The sequence below is a fragment of the Deltaproteobacteria bacterium genome (assembly GCA_016223005.1).
Classification (GTDB): domain Bacteria; phylum Desulfobacterota; class GWC2-55-46; order UBA9637; family GWC2-42-11; genus JACRPW01.
Genome location: JACRPW010000015.1, coordinates 1 through 15,851, shown reverse-complemented (window position 1 = coordinate 15,851; position 15,851 = coordinate 1). Strand labels below are relative to the sequence as shown.

General features: G+C 40.2%; 16 protein-coding genes and 1 pseudogene. 3 read left to right on the top strand and 14 right to left on the bottom strand.

Annotated features, from left to right (window positions below):
* Nucleotides 1–15: 15 nt before the first annotated feature.
* On the bottom strand, nt 16–918 hold the full coding sequence (gene trxB, locus HZC45_01915; protein MBI5681918.1) for a thioredoxin-disulfide reductase: 903 nt from the start codon (nt 916–918) through the stop codon (nt 16–18).
* 61 nt (nt 919–979) lie between these two features.
* On the bottom strand, nt 980–2,476 hold the full coding sequence (locus HZC45_01910; protein ID MBI5681917.1) for a cobyric acid synthase: 1,497 nt from the start codon (nt 2,474–2,476) through the stop codon (nt 980–982).
* A gap of 91 nt (nt 2,477–2,567) precedes the next feature.
* Here HZC45_01910 and HZC45_01905 point away from each other — a divergent pair, with 91 nt between their 5' ends.
* Entirely contained in the window at nt 2,568–3,131 is a 564-nt protein-coding gene (locus tag HZC45_01905; protein ID MBI5681916.1) for a M48 family metalloprotease, read from the top strand.
* Here the strand turns inward: HZC45_01905 and cobJ are convergent.
* The 6 genes from cobJ to HZC45_01875 form a co-directional block, all read right to left on the bottom strand.
* Nucleotides 3,097–3,879 (bottom strand): precorrin-3B C(17)-methyltransferase, encoded by a 783-nt coding sequence (cobJ, locus tag HZC45_01900; protein MBI5681915.1) that lies wholly within the window; start codon nt 3,877–3,879, stop codon nt 3,097–3,099. The genes HZC45_01905 and cobJ overlap by 35 nt on opposite strands.
* On the bottom strand, nt 3,876–4,241 hold the full coding sequence (locus tag HZC45_01895; protein ID MBI5681914.1) for a response regulator: 366 nt from the start codon (nt 4,239–4,241) through the stop codon (nt 3,876–3,878). Before HZC45_01895 ends, cobJ begins: the two co-directional genes overlap by 4 nt.
* A gap of 2 nt (nt 4,242–4,243) precedes the next feature.
* A complete protein-coding gene (locus tag HZC45_01890; GenBank protein ID MBI5681913.1) occupies nt 4,244–7,150 on the bottom strand; it encodes a response regulator in 2,907 nt (968 codons plus the stop codon).
* Nucleotides 7,107–7,535 carry a response regulator gene (locus HZC45_01885; GenBank protein ID MBI5681912.1) on the bottom strand — a complete coding sequence of 143 codons (429 nt, stop codon included), beginning with the start codon at nt 7,533–7,535 and terminating at the stop codon, nt 7,107–7,109. Before HZC45_01885 ends, HZC45_01890 begins: the two co-directional genes overlap by 44 nt.
* 6 nt (nt 7,536–7,541) lie before the next feature.
* Nucleotides 7,542–8,108 carry a response regulator gene (locus HZC45_01880; protein MBI5681911.1) on the bottom strand — a complete coding sequence of 189 codons (567 nt, stop codon included), beginning with the start codon at nt 8,106–8,108 and terminating at the stop codon, nt 7,542–7,544.
* 136 nt (nt 8,109–8,244) lie between these two features.
* Nucleotides 8,245–10,125 (bottom strand): phosphotransferase, encoded by a 1,881-nt coding sequence (locus HZC45_01875; GenBank protein ID MBI5681910.1) that lies wholly within the window; start codon nt 10,123–10,125, stop codon nt 8,245–8,247.
* A gap of 121 nt (nt 10,126–10,246) precedes the next feature.
* Between HZC45_01875 and HZC45_01870 the strand changes: the two genes are divergently transcribed.
* Nucleotides 10,247–10,504, top strand: coding sequence for a hypothetical protein (locus HZC45_01870; protein MBI5681909.1), 258 nt, complete (start codon nt 10,247–10,249; stop codon nt 10,502–10,504).
* A gap of 21 nt (nt 10,505–10,525) precedes the next feature.
* Here the strand turns inward: HZC45_01870 and HZC45_01865 are convergent.
* The 4 genes and pseudogenes from HZC45_01865 to HZC45_01850 all read right to left on the bottom strand — a co-directional run bounded on the left by HZC45_01865 (nt 10,526) and on the right by HZC45_01850 (nt 13,775).
* Nucleotides 10,526–11,573, bottom strand: a pseudogene (locus tag HZC45_01865) (DUF1343 domain-containing protein).
* The gene (locus tag HZC45_01860) at nt 11,570–12,295 is read right to left on the bottom strand and encodes a gamma-glutamyl-gamma-aminobutyrate hydrolase family protein (protein MBI5681908.1); all 726 of its coding nucleotides are present in this window, start codon (nt 12,293–12,295) and stop codon (nt 11,570–11,572) included. Before HZC45_01860 ends, HZC45_01865 begins: the two are co-directional and overlap by 4 nt.
* The gene (locus tag HZC45_01855; GenBank protein ID MBI5681907.1) at nt 12,292–12,975 is read right to left on the bottom strand and encodes an amidohydrolase family protein; all 684 of its coding nucleotides are present in this window, start codon (nt 12,973–12,975) and stop codon (nt 12,292–12,294) included. The genes HZC45_01860 and HZC45_01855 overlap by 4 nt, the downstream gene beginning before the upstream one ends.
* On the bottom strand, nt 12,945–13,775 hold the full coding sequence (locus HZC45_01850) for an amidohydrolase family protein (protein ID MBI5681906.1): 831 nt from the start codon (nt 13,773–13,775) through the stop codon (nt 12,945–12,947). Before HZC45_01850 ends, HZC45_01855 begins: the two co-directional genes overlap by 31 nt.
* A 186-nt stretch (nt 13,776–13,961) precedes the next feature.
* Between HZC45_01850 and HZC45_01845 the strand changes: the two genes are divergently transcribed.
* Complete coding sequence (locus HZC45_01845) at nt 13,962–14,378, top strand: hypothetical protein (protein MBI5681905.1); 417 nt, start codon at nt 13,962–13,964, stop codon at nt 14,376–14,378.
* 5 nt (nt 14,379–14,383) lie between these two features.
* On the opposite strand, the gene purQ is transcribed toward HZC45_01845, so the two are convergent.
* The gene (gene purQ / locus HZC45_01840; protein ID MBI5681904.1) at nt 14,384–15,079 is read right to left on the bottom strand and encodes a phosphoribosylformylglycinamidine synthase subunit PurQ; all 696 of its coding nucleotides are present in this window, start codon (nt 15,077–15,079) and stop codon (nt 14,384–14,386) included.
* Between the two features lie 318 nt (nt 15,080–15,397).
* The coding region (locus HZC45_01835) for an HD domain-containing protein (protein ID MBI5681903.1) at nt 15,398–15,851 on the bottom strand (454 nt) is incomplete at its 5' end.

Genomic DNA, 15,851 nt, shown 5'->3' with positions numbered 1-15,851 from the left:
ATATCTTCTGACGCTTCAGTTTTCTTCTATATACCTTTCTGCTATAAATGCGGATATTGCCCCATCACCAACTGCTGTTGACACCTGTCTTAACGGTGTTACCCTGCAGTCACCTGCTGCAAAGATGCCTTTTACAGAAGTTTCCATATTCTCGTTTGTTATGATATAGCCGTTATTATCTTTTTCTACAGATACAAAATCTGTATTTGGATTTAGACCGATAAACACAAAGACACCCTGAACGTCTATCTCCTTTATGCTGTTATCTTTAAGATTTTTTACCACAACCTTTTCAACCCCGGAACCACCTTTAATCTCCTGAATAATATGACTCCACAAGACTTCTATATTTGGTGTTGAAATCGCCTTTTCCTGAATAATCTTTTCTGCCCTTAGTTGGTCTCTCCTGTGGGCAATATAGACCTTTTTTGCGATTTTTGAAAGATAGACTGCCTCTTTTACAGCAGTATCTCCTCCTCCGATAACCAGAACATCTTGCCCCTTAAAAAACGGACCATCGCAAGTAGCACAGTATGAAACCCCCTTGCCGATAAACTCCTTTTCACCCGGTACACCCATGTATCTTGGTTTTGCACCTGTTGCAATGATAACTGCCTTTGTTTCCATATCATATTCTGAAGTCTTCAGAATTTTACAAGCCCCTTTATCTTTAATACTTAAAACCTCCGTTTGTTTAACCTCAAGTCCAAAGCCCCTTGCATGTTGTTCAAACCTTTCCATGAGCGCCCAGCCGCTTATGGATGGAAACCCGGGATAATTTTCAATTACATCTGTAACAGCGATTTGTCCGCCTACAGCACCCTTTTCTACAAGGACAGTATTTAATTTAGCCCTCTTTGCATAAATCCCAGCAGTTAAACCAGCAGGCCCGCCGCCTATGATTATAAGGTCATACATTTAGCAGAAGGATAGCAAATCAGGTGGTTGTTGTCAAAATAAACCGTTAAATAATTTCTTTTTATCTTCTGTTCAGCCCAATAACAGCATATAGTTTTTTCATATCAAGACTGTTTTTAACCGCTTCTGCAAGTTTATCTATGTTTTCTCTTTTTTTCTTATCAAATAAGACAAATTTTTGCATGATGAATCCCCTTTCATTTCTTATCTCATTTAAAAAATCAGCCCTGAATTCATCATTATCAAATACACCGTGGATATATGTGCCAAAAACCCTGCCATTACTGGATACAGCGCCATCTTGTATTTTCACTGTGCTGCCATTTCTATTTGTTATTATTGAAAATGGCTGAACATTGCCTGTGGTCTCTCCCATGTGTATCTCATAACCCTTAACTCTTAACCCCTGACTCCTGACTCCTGACTGTATCTTTGCCTCTACCTGATAGGTGTTTTTTTCCCTTTCAATGATTGTTTCTGCATCAATGAGTCCAAGTCCTTTCATTTCCTTTATATTTGATTCAGCGCCATAAGTGTCTTTTACATATTTACCAAGCATCTGAAAACCACCGCAGATGCCAATGACTCTGCCGCCATTTTCCGCAAACTTATTTACCCTTCCCGCAATGCCCCTATCCCACAGCCACTTCAGGTCTTCAATGGTATTCTTGCTGCCAGGGATTATAACAAGGTCTGCATTATTCAATTCTTCAGAGTTTGTGATATATCTTACATCAACATCAGGTTCAAACCTGAACGCATCAAGGTCTGTGAAATTGGAAATACGGGGGAGTTTAATTACGGCAATTTTTATTTTCTCCTGACTCCTGACTCCTGACTCCTGACTCCTTTCTAATGCCACTCCATCCTCATCAGGCAGCGCAATATCATTTATATACGGAACAACACCAAGAACAGGGAGTCGTGTTCTCTTTTCCAAAAAATCCAGCCCTGGTTTAAGCAGTCCTATTGCCCCCCTGAATTTGTTTATGATAAACCCTTTAACCCTCTTTCTTTCAGAAGGGTTTAAGAGTGCCATTGTCCCAACAATAGAGGCGAATACACCGCCCCTGTCTATATCGCCAACGATAATTACAGGCGCATCAATCATCTTTGCAAGCCCCATGTTTGCAATATCATTTTCCTTTAGGTTTATTTCAGCAGGAGACCCTGCGCCCTCAATGACAATAACATCATATTTATCCGCCAATTTCCTGTAACTTTCCATAACATACCTTACAGCCTCTTTCTTGAATTTGTGATATTCTTTAGCGCCCATGTTTCTGTAAACCTTTCCATGTATAATCACCTGTGCCTTCATGTCTGATGTGGGTTTCAAAAGGATTGGGTTCATATCAACAGTTGGCAGTATCCCTGCTGCCTCTGCCTGTAAGACTTGTGCCCTGCCGATTTCTCCGCCATCCTTTGTAACAAATGAATTTAAAGCCATATTCTGTGCCTTAAAAGGTGCAGCCTTTATTCCATCACTTCGCATAATCCTTAAGATGGCTGCGGTAAGGATACTCTTGCCCACATGAGAGGATGTGCCCTGTATCATTAGCGCCTTTGGGTATTGCTTTCTTCGTGTATTCATGATAATCTATTTAAGAAGTTATAAAAATCTGCCGATATAAAAGGCAGGGGTTTGTATGACGAGATTAAGATTAACCATATTTTTAATTATATTAGCAATAGTTTTTGTTTGCGAAGGAAATAGTTTTGCAGGTTCTAATGCTGCAAACCATGCCCTTGCAAGCAGTAAAGAAAGGGCAAATGTAGTTGCCAAACAACTTTCCAAAATCGTTGGATTTGATATAAAGGTTATTATTATAGATGACAAGACCCCTGAGGCGTATGTATATCCCGATGGGACTGTTGTCCTGACAAAAGGTATTCTGGATATTGTAAAGACAAATGATGAACTTGCGTTTTTAATAGGTCATGAAATTGCCCATACAATACACGGCAATAATCAGGAAACAATATTTCAGATTATAGGCGGACATAACCTGCCTGAACAGGTAAGACACGAGATACAGGCTGATATCAGCGGAATGCTTTATGCAGAAAAGGCAGGCTTCAATCCATTTGCCTCTGTCAAACTCCTTGCAAAGATGGTAAAAAAAGATTCACTTCATTCCTTTGATGAAAGGTTTGAGGCAATGTCAAGATTCCTTTCTAACAAGTGGGACCCTTACTACTGGGCTGAATAGCATATCCCCTCGGTGTTATCATTCTGCCATCTGATAAAAATGTTGTAGAGTTTCCTATAATGAGGATTGTCGTCATATCTATGAAATCATAATGCAGTGAAGTATCTTTTAATGTGGTTATCCTGATCTCCTCGTCTTTTCTTGTTGCATCTCTGACAATACCAACAGGGGTTTCATCCTTTCTAAAGTTTGATATGATATTTATTGCCTCATCAAGTTGAGACACCCTTTTTTTGCTTTTTGGGTTGTATAGGACAATTACAAAGTCTCCCCTGGCAGCAGCCCCAACCCTCTTTTTGATAGTATCCCATGGTGTAAGTATATCGCTAATGGAAATAGAGGCAAAGTCATTCATAAGGGGTGCGCCGAGTAATGCCCCTGCAGCGCAAAATGCAGGGACACCGGGAATGATAGAAACTGGGATGTGTGATGCGGGGTGTGGGATGTGGGACTTAAGTTCAAGAACCAGCCCTGCCATCCCATAAATGCCTGCATCCCCGCTTGAAATAACTGCAACTTTTTTGCCGCTTACTGCAAATTCAATAGCCTTTTGGCATCTCTCCTTTTCATGAGTCATGCCTGTAGAGAATATCTCTTTTCCCTTTATTACATCAGAGATTAGGTCAATATATGTCTTATAGCCTACAATAACATCGCAGGCTAAAATGGTTTCTTTAGCCTTGAAGGTTAGATGTTCAATACTACCAGAACCAATGCCTATAATATAGATAGAGCCGTTGTTATTCATCTGGACAGATATTTTTTTACAAGCATTATCAACTCTTCTATATCAACAGGTTTTGGTATAAAGCCGTCAAACCCGGCAGACATTATCCTTTCCCTGTCCTCTATCATGACAGAGGCTGTTAGCGCCAGAACAGGTATCTTACTGGTTTTAATATTTGCCTTTATCTCTCTCATGGCAGTTATGCCGTCCATCTCTGGAAGGTTTATATCCATAAGTATCAGGTCAGGGTTCTCTGACCCTGCCTTTTCTATTGCCTCATTGCCTGTAGCTGCCTCTAGGACAGTAAAGCCGTTAATGGTAAGGATATCCTTTACCAAGACCATGTTCATTAAATTATCTTCTACAATAAGTATCTTTGACATTATTAATAATCTTCTCCTCTAGCGATCCGATTGCCGCCCCCTTTAACTGCCTCTTCCATCTTTGCGATAGCGCTGTCTATCAATTCTTTTTCTTCTCTTCCATCCTTAGGAAATGCAACCAAACCGATACTTGTAGTAAATTTTATATTATCCGCTGCACGGCATCTTTCTATCATAAATCTTACCTTTTCACCAACAATATTTGCCGCTGATATAGAGGTCTGCGGCAGGAGGAGAAGAAATATAATGTCATTATACCTTATAAGACAGTCTGATCTCCTGACACATTCTCTGATAGAGTTTGCAAGTTTTTTTACTGCATCATCTGCCATTACAGGGCCAAACCTTTTTTCGTATTGAGCAAGGTTATCAATGGACATCATGGCAATAGAGAATGTATGTCCATATCTTTCACCCCTTGCGATTTCATGTGCGAGCCTCCTTTTGAAATACCGTCTGTTAAAGGTATTGGTAAGGGGGTCAACCATCTTTGCCCTTGCAGGGTAGAGCATCTCAACCTTTCTTACCTCATTTAGTATATATTCTATAGAGAACTCCTTTGTTATTATCTTGGAGACATCATTGTCAAGTTTAATCCTGTCTTCACGGGTTAAGTCCTTTGCAGTATAGATTATAACAGGTATATCCTTTGTATAAGAATGGGTTCTCAAATTTTCCAATACCTCAAATCCGCTTATGTCCGGCATCATCAAATCAAGTATTATAAGGTCGGGCTCTCTTTCCACTGCAAATTTAATGCCCTCTTCACCGCCAAATGCCTTGAGCACACCAAAGCCCTCGGTGGTCAGTATCCCTGTCATGAGTTCTACTGCCTTTGGGTCATCGTCCACAACAAGGATAGTGTATGACCCCCTTTTAACCCTTGTAGTGAAATTAAGTTTTCTAAGCGCCCCGATTAAAGTTCCTTTTTCTACAGGTTTTGTAAGGTAATCGCAGGCGCCAAAACTAAAACCCTTTTTCATGTCTTCAAGGGCAGAGACAATGATTACAGGTATATCCCTTGTATCAGCACTGCCTTTGATTTCCTTTATAACCTCCCAGCCGTCTTTTACAGGCAGCATGATGTCAAGTGTTATGGCAAATGGCTTTAATGTCTTTGCCATCCTTAATGCCTCATCTCCATCTGCTGCGCCAACCACATTATAACCTGCCTCGTTCAGATGCGCGGTTATGAGTTTTCTAAGTTCATGGTTATCCTCAACCACCAGTATGGTAGGGAGTTCATCTGTCAATACACTGGCCTCAACAGGACCGGCCTCTGATACAGGGACAGAGATTGTTTTTTCAGCAGCAGGTATAACAAAGGTAAATATTGTTCCCTTGCCATATTCACTTGTTACCCATATCCTTCCTTTATGGAGTTCTACAAGTTTTTTTGTTACAGCAAGTCCAAGCCCCGTGCCTTCAAACTGCCTTGTCATAGAGCCATCAATCTGCTCAAACTCATGCCAGATTCTGTCCATATCCTCGCTTTTTATGCCAACACCTGTATCCTTTACAGAGGTATACAGTTCCCCATCCTTAAGATAAGACTTTATATCTATTTGCCCGTTTTCACGGTTAAATTTAATGGCATTACTCAAGAGGTTTAGAACTATCTGTTTTAATTTTCCTTTGTCTGCCTTTATACTGCCTATGTCCTCAATATCTATGCCCACTGTAATACCCCTTGCATCTGCCAGTGGTTTTACAATACTTACAACATCATCAATAAGTGCATTGAATGGAAATTCATCCAGCATGAGGTCCATCTTCCCTGCCTCTATCTTGGATATATCAAGGATATTGTTTATAAGCTGCAGAAGGTGCTTACCGCTGGTATTTATATACCTTGTATATTCCAGTTGTTTTTCATTCATTGGACCAAATGCCTGACCTTTGAGGAGTTCTGTAAACCCTATGACTGAGTTAAGGGGCGTCCTGAGTTCATGGGAAACAGTTGCAAGAAATCTGCTCTTTAACTCGCTTGCCTTTCTGATCTCCTCATTCATAAACTCAAGTTCAATCCTCCTCCTTTCAAGTTCCTCATTGGCAATTCTTAAAGATTTTGTCCGCGCTAAGACCTTTTGCTCAAGGCTGTTGTATGATGCCTGCAGGTGGTCAGCCATTACATTGAACTCCTCTGCAAGTATGCCGATTTCGTCTTTTCTGTCAACAGTAACCCTTCCAGTAAGGTCTCCTTCTGCCATTGATTTTGCTACACCCAGAACACTTGCAAGCCTGCCGCCAATCTCGCGGGATATGAGAATGGTGGCAAGAAGACCGGCTAATGCACCTGTAATTACAATGATAAATAGAAAATAATAATATATCTTTATTCTCTCTCCTACATGTATCTTTGCTGTATAAACAACTTGATTTTCATGCCGAACAATCTCTTCAGCAAGGGATGTAAACCTGTCAAACCTTTGCATCTGAATGCCGTAGGTAATCGCCTTTGCCTCTTTATGTCTGCCTGCAAGGATGTGGGGTATAAGTTCTTTGTCTCTTGTATCCCTGAATGCCTCCCATACGGTTTTGAGTTCTGAAAGCATAGTCCTTGCCTCATTATCCATAGCAGGTTGTTTAAACAGTTTAGCAATGTCCAAATCTATAGATTTTGTAAACTCGTTTATCTTTTTATGATGAATAGACATCTGGGTTTTGTCTTCTTCCAAAAGCATGGTGGTAAGGCTGTTTCTTACTGCATAAAGGTTGGACTTTAGTTCATAAACAGACTGGGAAATATTCAGATGAGTATTATAGACAGTGTCTCCGTAATCCCTTATCCTGTCTATAAAATAATAACTTGCTGACGCAAGGAAGAGGTAAAGGGCAACCCCTCCAGCAAAGGTGAGGAAGAGTTTATCCTTGATCTTTAAATTCCACATCTTTTGTAGCAGGGACATTTTGATTTCCTTTCAGCACACTATTTACGGTTTCTATCAATCCCTTTATGGTAAAAGGCTTAAGAAGATATGGACATCCTGTATCTTTAAGAAATCGGGCAGTCTCTCCACTGTCTGTATCTCCTGTAGAAAAGATAATCCTTCCTGTGAGGTCAGGGAATAGGTTTATGAGATTTTTGTAGAGGTCCTTGCCGCCTATCTCAGGCATGCGCATATCCATAATAATAAGGTCGTATATAGCATCTTTAACCATCTTTAATGCCTCGCAGCCATTTGCCGCGGTATCCACTTCATATCCTGCAATGGACAAGGCATCCTTTAATAATATGGTGATTTGAGGCATATCATCTACTGCAAGTATTCTCTGCGGCATTATTGTAACCAAAGTTCCTTACCCCCCCCCCCCCCAAATAGTGAGGGTTTCACCAAGAAGTTCAATCACCCTTTTTTTAAGAATATCTATATCAACTGGTTTGGTAAAGAAATCCTGTATATTGTTTTTGATTTTTGCAAGTTTTTCAGGATATGCTGTAATCACAATAACCTTAATATTTTTTGTCGTGTTTCCGCCTCTTAATTTTTTTATGACTTGAATGCCATCCATTTTTGGCATCATAATATCAAGGAGGAGCAGGTCAGGTTTGAACTCACCGATTTTTATAAGTGCCTCATACCCGTCAGAGGCTGACTCTACTATATAGTCTTTTCCTGCTGAAGAAAGGGTGTCCGCAAGGAGTGTTAATTGGGCATGGTTATCATCTATTATAAGAATTTTCTTTGGGTTTGAATGTGGCGCATATTTTTGTATAAAGTTTTGGAATTCATCTTCCCTGATTCTGTAATGTCCGCCGGGGGTTATAATTGCCCTGAGTTTTCCTTCCAGTATCCATCGTTTTACAGTATTGACAGTAACATGGAGATGGTCTGCAACTTTACCTGTTGTTAGATATATGAACATACCATTTCTCTAAACATCTTTTTTACATTATTGACAGTTTTGATACTTTTGACAGAATTTACACCTATTTGAGAATACTGTCAAGGGGAAAATTGCCATCAACAGAAATTGCGTCAATTTTTAGCACTAGTCTGGATTAAAGCCTCATAACCAGTTCATACAAGGCAGGGTATTCTGTTCTTACAGGCATTAAGTCTTCCTTCAATAAGTTTAGACCTTCGGGTATGTGCTTTAGAAAATATCTTTTGCCCTTTATATTTGAAAGAAAGCCGTAGGCGCCTAATGCCTGCATGTGCCTTTGGATACGGCAGGTTGTGAGGGATTCAATGAAGTCTGTTTCCTTAAACTTCTCGCCAGATTTTTTCTTCATCTGCTGAATATAGTAATCCAAAAGTGTTTCTCTAGTTTTGTCTTTCAGTCTAAAATAAGGGTCATATAATATAGATGCTGCATCATAGGCAGGCGGTCCGAGCCGTGACCCCTGATAGTCTATAAGTCTGGGCATGCCTTTTGTGAGCATTATGTTTTGGGATTGAAAATCCCTGTGGATTATGGTCTTTGTGAAAGAGTCGATCTTTTTTGCCAGTTTGTGAAATTCGTCTTTTAATCCAGCCGCATCTTTAATATCCATACCTTTAATACTTTTTACAAATTGTTCCGTAAAATAATCTGTTTCCCATCTTGCATGCTTATAATCAAATACCATTTCTTTAAGCATGGGACATTCATTTGCATGAGATGCTGCGGTTGTATAGAGTTCCAGCAGGATGTCAAGAACCCCTTTATAGATTTCCTCTATCTGTTCCTCTTTTCTTTTGCACTTGAACCAACTGTAGAGGGAAAGGTCGCCGAGGTCTTCAAAGACCGCTGTCCGGTTTTCAAAGTCAACATCAATGAGTATAGGGACAGGGATATTATGCCTTCTAAAAAATTTCGTATATTCTATATGCCTGTAAAAGTCAGGGTCATTCTCTGTATATCTTACAAAAATCTCTGTTTGTTTGCCTGTTTTTCTTCTGTAGTATTTCCTGTCCGAGCCGCCGACACCTATTAGAAAAGGTTCGTCTAAATCTATGGGGATAGATTTCAAATCCGCCCCCAGTATGATGCAATTCTGAAGCAATTTAATACCCGACAATCTGCACCCTTTTTCAATTACAACATATCCGTCCAATTCTGTATCTTCACTCACATCTGAATCGGGATGAATATAGATTGTCTCTCCTGAATCCCGCAGCGCATTAACTATCGCGGCAGCATACGCAGAAGGTGTGCCTATGTCTGTCCAGTATGAGCCGCTTACATCCACTGTGCCTATCTTGCACCCTTTATGGACAGCCCTGAGCCACGCATCAGTAATGCTTGATACACCATGAGGCAGGAAGTTTAAGAATTCAGGCTCGTAAACAGCAATGCCTGTGAATGCCATAAGTTTTTTAGAATGCGGTTGTTTGACAACATCCTTTAAATATCCCTTTTCATCCACAATAAGACTATTAAACTTTGGATAATCGTGGACAGCAAGTGTGGCGATATTTTCTGATGAAAAATGAAATTCAATGAGTCTTTCCAAATCTATATCAGACAGTATATCTGCATTATGGACAAGGAATGTGCCTCTTGATAAAAGTTCCTCTGCATTTTTCAGAGCGCCGCCTGTGCCGAGGATGGGCTCTTCATTAAAAACAGTTATCCGCTCCTTGAATGATGAATTATTTATATATTCAGAGATAAGTTCTTTCTTGTGATGCAGGTTTATTCCGATGGAATCTGAAATAGAGGATATTTTTTCCAGAATAATTTCAAGCAGGGGTTTGCCTAGAATCGGCAAAAGCGGTTTTGGGATATGGTTGGTAATAGGGCGGAGTCTTTCGCCAAGCCCGGCAGATAGGATAAACCCCGTTACAATGGATGGGGATTTGACGCTGCCATTTTTTGAAGGAATTAAGACCATATCTAAGTCATTTCCCATAATTAGTTTAAATATTACATAGCATGCGGCATAATAATCAAGCATAAATTATTCTTCTTAAATTTCAATGAGTTAAGAATAGCAAGCGTTATATTCCCCTTGACCTGACCCACAACTTTCCCTATAATCAGCGCGCGGACTGCAGCCGCGCACGAAAGGAAACGACATGAAGGCTAAAGAAAAGAAAATTAGTGATGAATTGCGTCCCGAATATGATTTTGATTATTCTAAAGCTGTTCGCGGCAAGTATTACAAACGTCTTCTATCCGAAGGGGCTAATGTTGTAATGCTTGAGCCTGATGTTGCCAGGTCATTTGCAGATTCAGATGCCGTAAATGAGGCATTGAGGTCTTTACTTGACTTGACTAAAACGACACAGCGCCTAACAAAACACTCCAGCGGACGGTCAATAGTCCGCCGCTGATCTTTGCCGTTATAACACCTTCTACCCATCAATAAGGTATTCCTTCCTTACAGTCCGGTTGAAGCGACGGCATTCTTCTTTCCACCATCCTTCCATATCTTCAATGTCCTTGCCATTTTCAATACCTTTTCGCAGTCTGTCTGTGCCTGCAAGGATGTCTATCGGGAGTTTTCTTGTTTCATATTCATAAGGAGGCTCTTTCCACTTAAAATCTTTGGGATACAAATCATGAGCAGCCTTTAGGATTGCAACCCCTGTTTTAAAAGGTTTAAACCTTTCTCTACTGGTAATATGTATCTGCGCGCCTCCGCAGAGTTTGTCTGCGTGCTTCTGAAATGTCGGTTTAAAATACAGGGGTCTAAAAAAAACTCCCTGAAGTTTAAATCCGTTTAACCTTTTCACCAAAATATCAGACTCTATGAATGGGGCGCCGAATATTTCAAATGGTCTTGTTGTGCCGCGTCCTTCACTCATATTTGTCCCCTCAAGAAGGCACATGCCGGGATATACTGCCGCGGTATCCAATGTCGGCATATTCGGCGAAGGCATTACCAATGGAAGCCCTGTCATGTCAAACCACATATTGCGTTTCCAGTTTTTCATCTTGATAATGTGGAGGTCAAGGTTTGGGTAAAACTCATTTTTAAAATAACTGCCTATTTCACCCACAGTCATCCCATGCCTGACAGGTAAAGGTCTCTGTCCCACAAAAGAGGCATAGGCAATATCAAGCACAGGACCTTCAGTAAACACCCCTCCCAATGGGTTTGGTCTATCAAGGACAACAACTGCCCTGTCCATCTCAAGGCATGCCTGCATGCAGAGTTCCATTGTCCAGATGAATGTGTAATAGCGTGAGCCAATATCCTGAATGTCAAATCGTCTCTCCCATGATTCCGTGCTGGGGTCCGAAGAGCGCTTTAAGTTCAAATCTTTTTGACTTGATGGCAATATCAACCGCATGTTCAAGTCTTTTGTTTACAGATGCAGGATTGGTTACAAGCCCTGCCCTTGAGCCGTTTAATACTTTAGGTAAGTGTTTTTCCATATTATCAAGCCCTGTTATCATCTTAAGTTACCCATGCTTTGCCTTTTTGCTGCATCTATAAATAACCTAAACAATGCTGGTGAAATTTCATTCTTGCACAAATCCCTTTCAGGATGCCACTGGCAGCAGACAAGGAATGGATAGTCCCTTTTATAGAACCCTTCTATAATCCCATCATTTGAGAGGGCGAATATTTCCAACCCGTCAGCAAGGCTTTTAATTGCCTGATGGTGGGAAGAGTTGATAGATTGCGTATTTGCGTATTGCGGAATATGAAATGTAGAATAAAAAGAATTGTCAATCTTTATCATATGTTGTCCTTGTCTATGATTTAAAAATTTGGGGACAGATTTTAAATCTGTCCCCAGTGGGCTAATATCCTGATAAAGAGTCCCACCGAGTGCTGCATTTACCAGCTGCATACCATAGCATATGGCAAGGATTGGTTTTTGCCTTTTCATTGCCTCTCTAAAGAGTTCTATCTCAAAATCTATCCTCTCCTTTTCTACAGGTTTAAGGACTTCCAAAGGGACAGAGATGTTTTCTCCATAATAATTAGGAAGGATGTCCCCGCCGCCTGATAATACAAGACCGTCTATTTTATCAGCAACACCACACGCATCATCTGAAGGTGCAATGATAATCGGAAGACCGCCTGCCTCTGCAACTGCACGGACATAATCCCTTTTTATTTTTAGATATTCCTTATCTATGTCAGCAGTTATGCCAATTACGGGCTTCACTTCACTACCATCCCTGATAAATTTCCTGTATGTTTACCTTCCTTAAATGCAGGTTTTCCATTAACAAACACATACTCAACCCCTTGTGCCTGCGTATATGGCTCATCAAATACTGCCTTATCAATAATCCTTTCATAGTCAAATATAACAATATCAGCATAGAACCCTTCTTTGAGCAAGCCCCTATCCTTCAAACCAAATGTCCTGGCAGGAAGTTGTGTTATTTTTTTTATTGCCTCAGTCAGAGACACAACAGCTTTATCCCGGACATATTTCCCGATGAACCTCGGGAATGTTCCAAAGCCCCTTGGATGGGGCTTGCCTTTTCTAGTAATCCCTGAAAAGGAACGGGCTGAACTGTCAGAGCCGAGCATTGTATAAGGTAAAGACAGGAATCTTTCAAGGTTTTCCTCTTTCATGGAAAAGAATATAGCGCCAACCCGCAGCCCCTCATCTATTAGAATGTCTAACACTGTATCATCAGGTAATTTGCCTGTCATCTGTAAGATATTGTAGATATTTTTCCCTTCCATCCATCTATTCTCATCCTTTGTTACAGCGGATATGTAAATACCCTTCCAATAATCACTGTCTTTTGATGAGAGTATAGATTTAAGTTCTGCCCTTATATCAGGGTCATGGAGTCTTTTTATTTCCTCATCCCTTCCACCTTCATACATCCATGACGGCAGTATGGCATCACTGATGTCTTTATCTGGGATATATGGACTTTAATTCCTGTTTCTTTGGCGATTCTAATGACCTCTTCCAGCGATTCTATAAGTTTATCCCCTTCGCTTCTCATGTGAGAGGTGTCGATAAGTTCGGAGTTAGGACCCCCGATAGAAACATTCGGGGGCATAGTTCGGAGTTCGGAGCATAATTCTATCAATTCTTCTGTCCCTGCGTAAACACCCGGCGGATATATTAAGCCTGTTGAAATGCCCTTTGCGCCATCCTGTATTGCCTCTTTCAGGAGTTTTTTCATCTCTATAATCTCATCATTATCAGGTTTCTTATCTTTATAACCCATTACTGATGCGCGGATATTGCCATGACCGCAAAGGGTTGCAAAATTTAAGGCAATACCTTTTTTTTCAAGGGTGCCAAGATACCCCCCTAAAGTTGACCATCTCTCTTTTATATTTAGTTCATCAAGGTCTATCTCCCTTTGTTCCAATGCCTCGTTGTAAAGCGGTGCCGCTGAAAGACCGCAGTTCCCGTTTATCTCAGTAGTAACCCCTTGAGAGATTTTACCCTCTGCCCTGTTGTCAGCAAGGAGGGTAAACTCTGAATGGCTGTGGACATCTATAAATCCCGGAGAGATGATGAGTCCTTTTGCATCCAGGACATTTTTTGCAGACACCTCATCTTTTCCGATAAAGCATATCCTATCCCGGAAAATGCCAATATCAGCCTCTATGGGTTGAGTGCCGCCTCCATCAATTATAGTGCCGTTTTTGATAAGATAGTCAATCATTTGATTTATAATTCTACCAGATTTTACATTAAGAGAACAATCCAGAAAATCCGATTCATAGGAAAATAATTCCCATGCCTTATGGTGAAAATGTAAAAAAATACCTGCCCGATATTTAAAACCCTTTAATTTCAACTAGTTTAAAAGTGGCACAAATGTTGCTGTCTAATATTTGCGGAGATACTAATGAACATTCATATCATAGACGATATATCATCTTCTCCTGAATATGAAATTTATTCTGATACAAAGAAAACAGTAGACACCAAAGAAAAGAAAGAGGGCGAGTTAAGTTTTGGAGATATTCTGGATATTATAAACCCTTTTCATCATATCCCTGTTGTGTCCACAGCTTACCGTTTTGTAACTAATGACAAGATTTCTCCTGTTTCAAAGATAATAGGAGGAACTATCTATGGAAAGGTCTTTGGCTTTATTGCCTCTGTTGTAAATGTTATGGTTGAAACAGTAACAGGTAAAGACATTGGGGACCATGTTATGACTGCCATAAAAGGCAATCAAATCAAAAAATATTCAGAAATTGAAAAGATACTGGAATCAAAAAATCATCAAACAGACAGCAGTATATCTATAATAGTATAAAGTGCCTAATATACTAATGCACTAATATATAATGACTCAAATATGCCCCTTCCGTCTTTGCCTCCTAATATGGATTCGCAAACCCTTTCAGGATGGGGCATCATGCCAAGACAATTACCTGTTTCATTTATAATGCCAGCAATGTTGTGGATTGAACCGTTTGGGTTTGAGTCATCAGTTACCTCGCCTTGTGAATTGCAATATCTGAAAACTATCTGACTATTGTCCTCAAGTCTTTTGATAGTATCTTCATCTGCAAAATAATTGCCATCTGCATGGGCAATCGGAATCTTTAAGACATCGCTGTTTTTATATTTCTTTGTAAAACAGGTCTGATTATTTTCTACCTTTACATGAACATCCTTGCAGATAAACTTTAGTTCTTTATTTCGCATCAAAACCCCTGGCAAAAGTCCTGCCTCTGTTAGTATTTGAAAGCCGTTGCATATACCGACAACAAGACCGCCTTTGTTTGCAAATTCCATGACCTCATTCATTACAGGTGAAAACCTTGCAATTGCACCTGTCCTTAAATAATCTCCATAAGAAAATCCCCCTGGCAGGATTATGCAGTCAAATCCTTTGATACAAGTTTCCTTATGCCAGATGTAATCTGCATCCTGATTAAATACATTTTTAAGCACCTGATAACAGTCATGGTCGCAGTTTGAACCCGGAAATACTATAACACCAAATCTCATGTCATCTCCTTATCCTAAAAAATGCAGTTGCATTTTTCGGATTATACAGAGCGTCATAACTTTGCATACCTGCGTTGCCTGCCTGTGCGTTGCACGCAGACAGGTCGTTGCAGCGTATGCTTAAAATACGCCTCACTCCTCGTTTTCGTCGCGTCTTGGTCTGCTTTGTTCTGACGCTTAAGTATGCGGATTTATTTATGGCGCTGTGTATAACCTGATTTTTTATCTGATTTTTTAACATTTTTGCAGGTAATTAGCCATAAAAATCCAGATTATGCACTGATAAAATCTATATTATACTTCACTTGCAAATACCCTTCACCTCTTACACCCTGTCTTCAAAAATGCCTTTACAACCTCTGTGTCAAACTGGGCGCCTGCATATCTTTTGAGTTCTTTAAGGGCATATCCTCTATCAAAGGATGTTCTATAGGGTCTATCTGTTGTCATAGCATCAAATGAATCTACCACATGGACTATCCTTGCAAGAAGAGGTATGTTATTGCCTTTAAGACCATCAGGATACCCTGTTCCATCAGTGTTTTCATGGTGGGCTCTTACTATAGGTATTACATCCTTCAATGCCTTTATCTGCTTTAATATCTCTGCCCCTTTTGCGGGATGCGCCTTTATAAGTTCAAATTCCTCATCAGTGAGTTTGTCGGGTTTATCAAGCAGATGCTCATAAGTCCCGATTTTACCAATATCGTGGAGAGTAGATGCAAGGAGATGACTTGTGATTTCCATCTCCTGTTTTATCTTTTCCTCTGCC

Excerpts from the sequence above, each read along its gene's own strand:
- HZC45_01855 (MBI5681907.1), bottom strand. The coding sequence starts at position 12,975 with ATGTATGAAGGTGGAAGGGATGAGGAAATAAAAAGACTCCATGACCCT.
- trxB (MBI5681918.1), bottom strand. The coding sequence starts at position 918 with ATGTATGACCTTATAATCATAGGCGGCGGGCCTGCTGGTTTAACTGCT.
- HZC45_01870 (MBI5681909.1), top strand. The coding sequence starts at position 10,247 with ATGAAGGCTAAAGAAAAGAAAATTAGTGATGAATTGCGTCCCGAATAT.
- HZC45_01880 (MBI5681911.1), bottom strand. The coding sequence starts at position 8,108 with ATGTTCATATATCTAACAACAGGTAAAGTTGCAGACCATCTCCATGTT.
- purQ (MBI5681904.1), bottom strand. The coding sequence starts at position 15,079 with ATGAGATTTGGTGTTATAGTATTTCCGGGTTCAAACTGCGACCATGAC.
- HZC45_01875 (MBI5681910.1), bottom strand. The coding sequence starts at position 10,125 with ATGCTTGATTATTATGCCGCATGCTATGTAATATTTAAACTAATTATG.
- HZC45_01905 (MBI5681916.1), top strand. The coding sequence starts at position 2,568 with ATGACGAGATTAAGATTAACCATATTTTTAATTATATTAGCAATAGTT.
- HZC45_01910 (MBI5681917.1), bottom strand. The coding sequence starts at position 2,476 with ATGATACAGGGCACATCCTCTCATGTGGGCAAGAGTATCCTTACCGCA.
- HZC45_01850 (MBI5681906.1), bottom strand. The coding sequence starts at position 13,775 with ATGATTGACTATCTTATCAAAAACGGCACTATAATTGATGGAGGCGGC.
- HZC45_01890 (MBI5681913.1), bottom strand. The coding sequence starts at position 7,150 with ATGTCCCTGCTACAAAAGATGTGGAATTTAAAGATCAAGGATAAACTC.
- cobJ (MBI5681915.1), bottom strand. The coding sequence starts at position 3,879 with ATGAATAACAACGGCTCTATCTATATTATAGGCATTGGTTCTGGTAGT.
- HZC45_01845 (MBI5681905.1), top strand. The coding sequence starts at position 13,962 with ATGAACATTCATATCATAGACGATATATCATCTTCTCCTGAATATGAA.
- HZC45_01895 (MBI5681914.1), bottom strand. The coding sequence starts at position 4,241 with ATGTCAAAGATACTTATTGTAGAAGATAATTTAATGAACATGGTCTTG.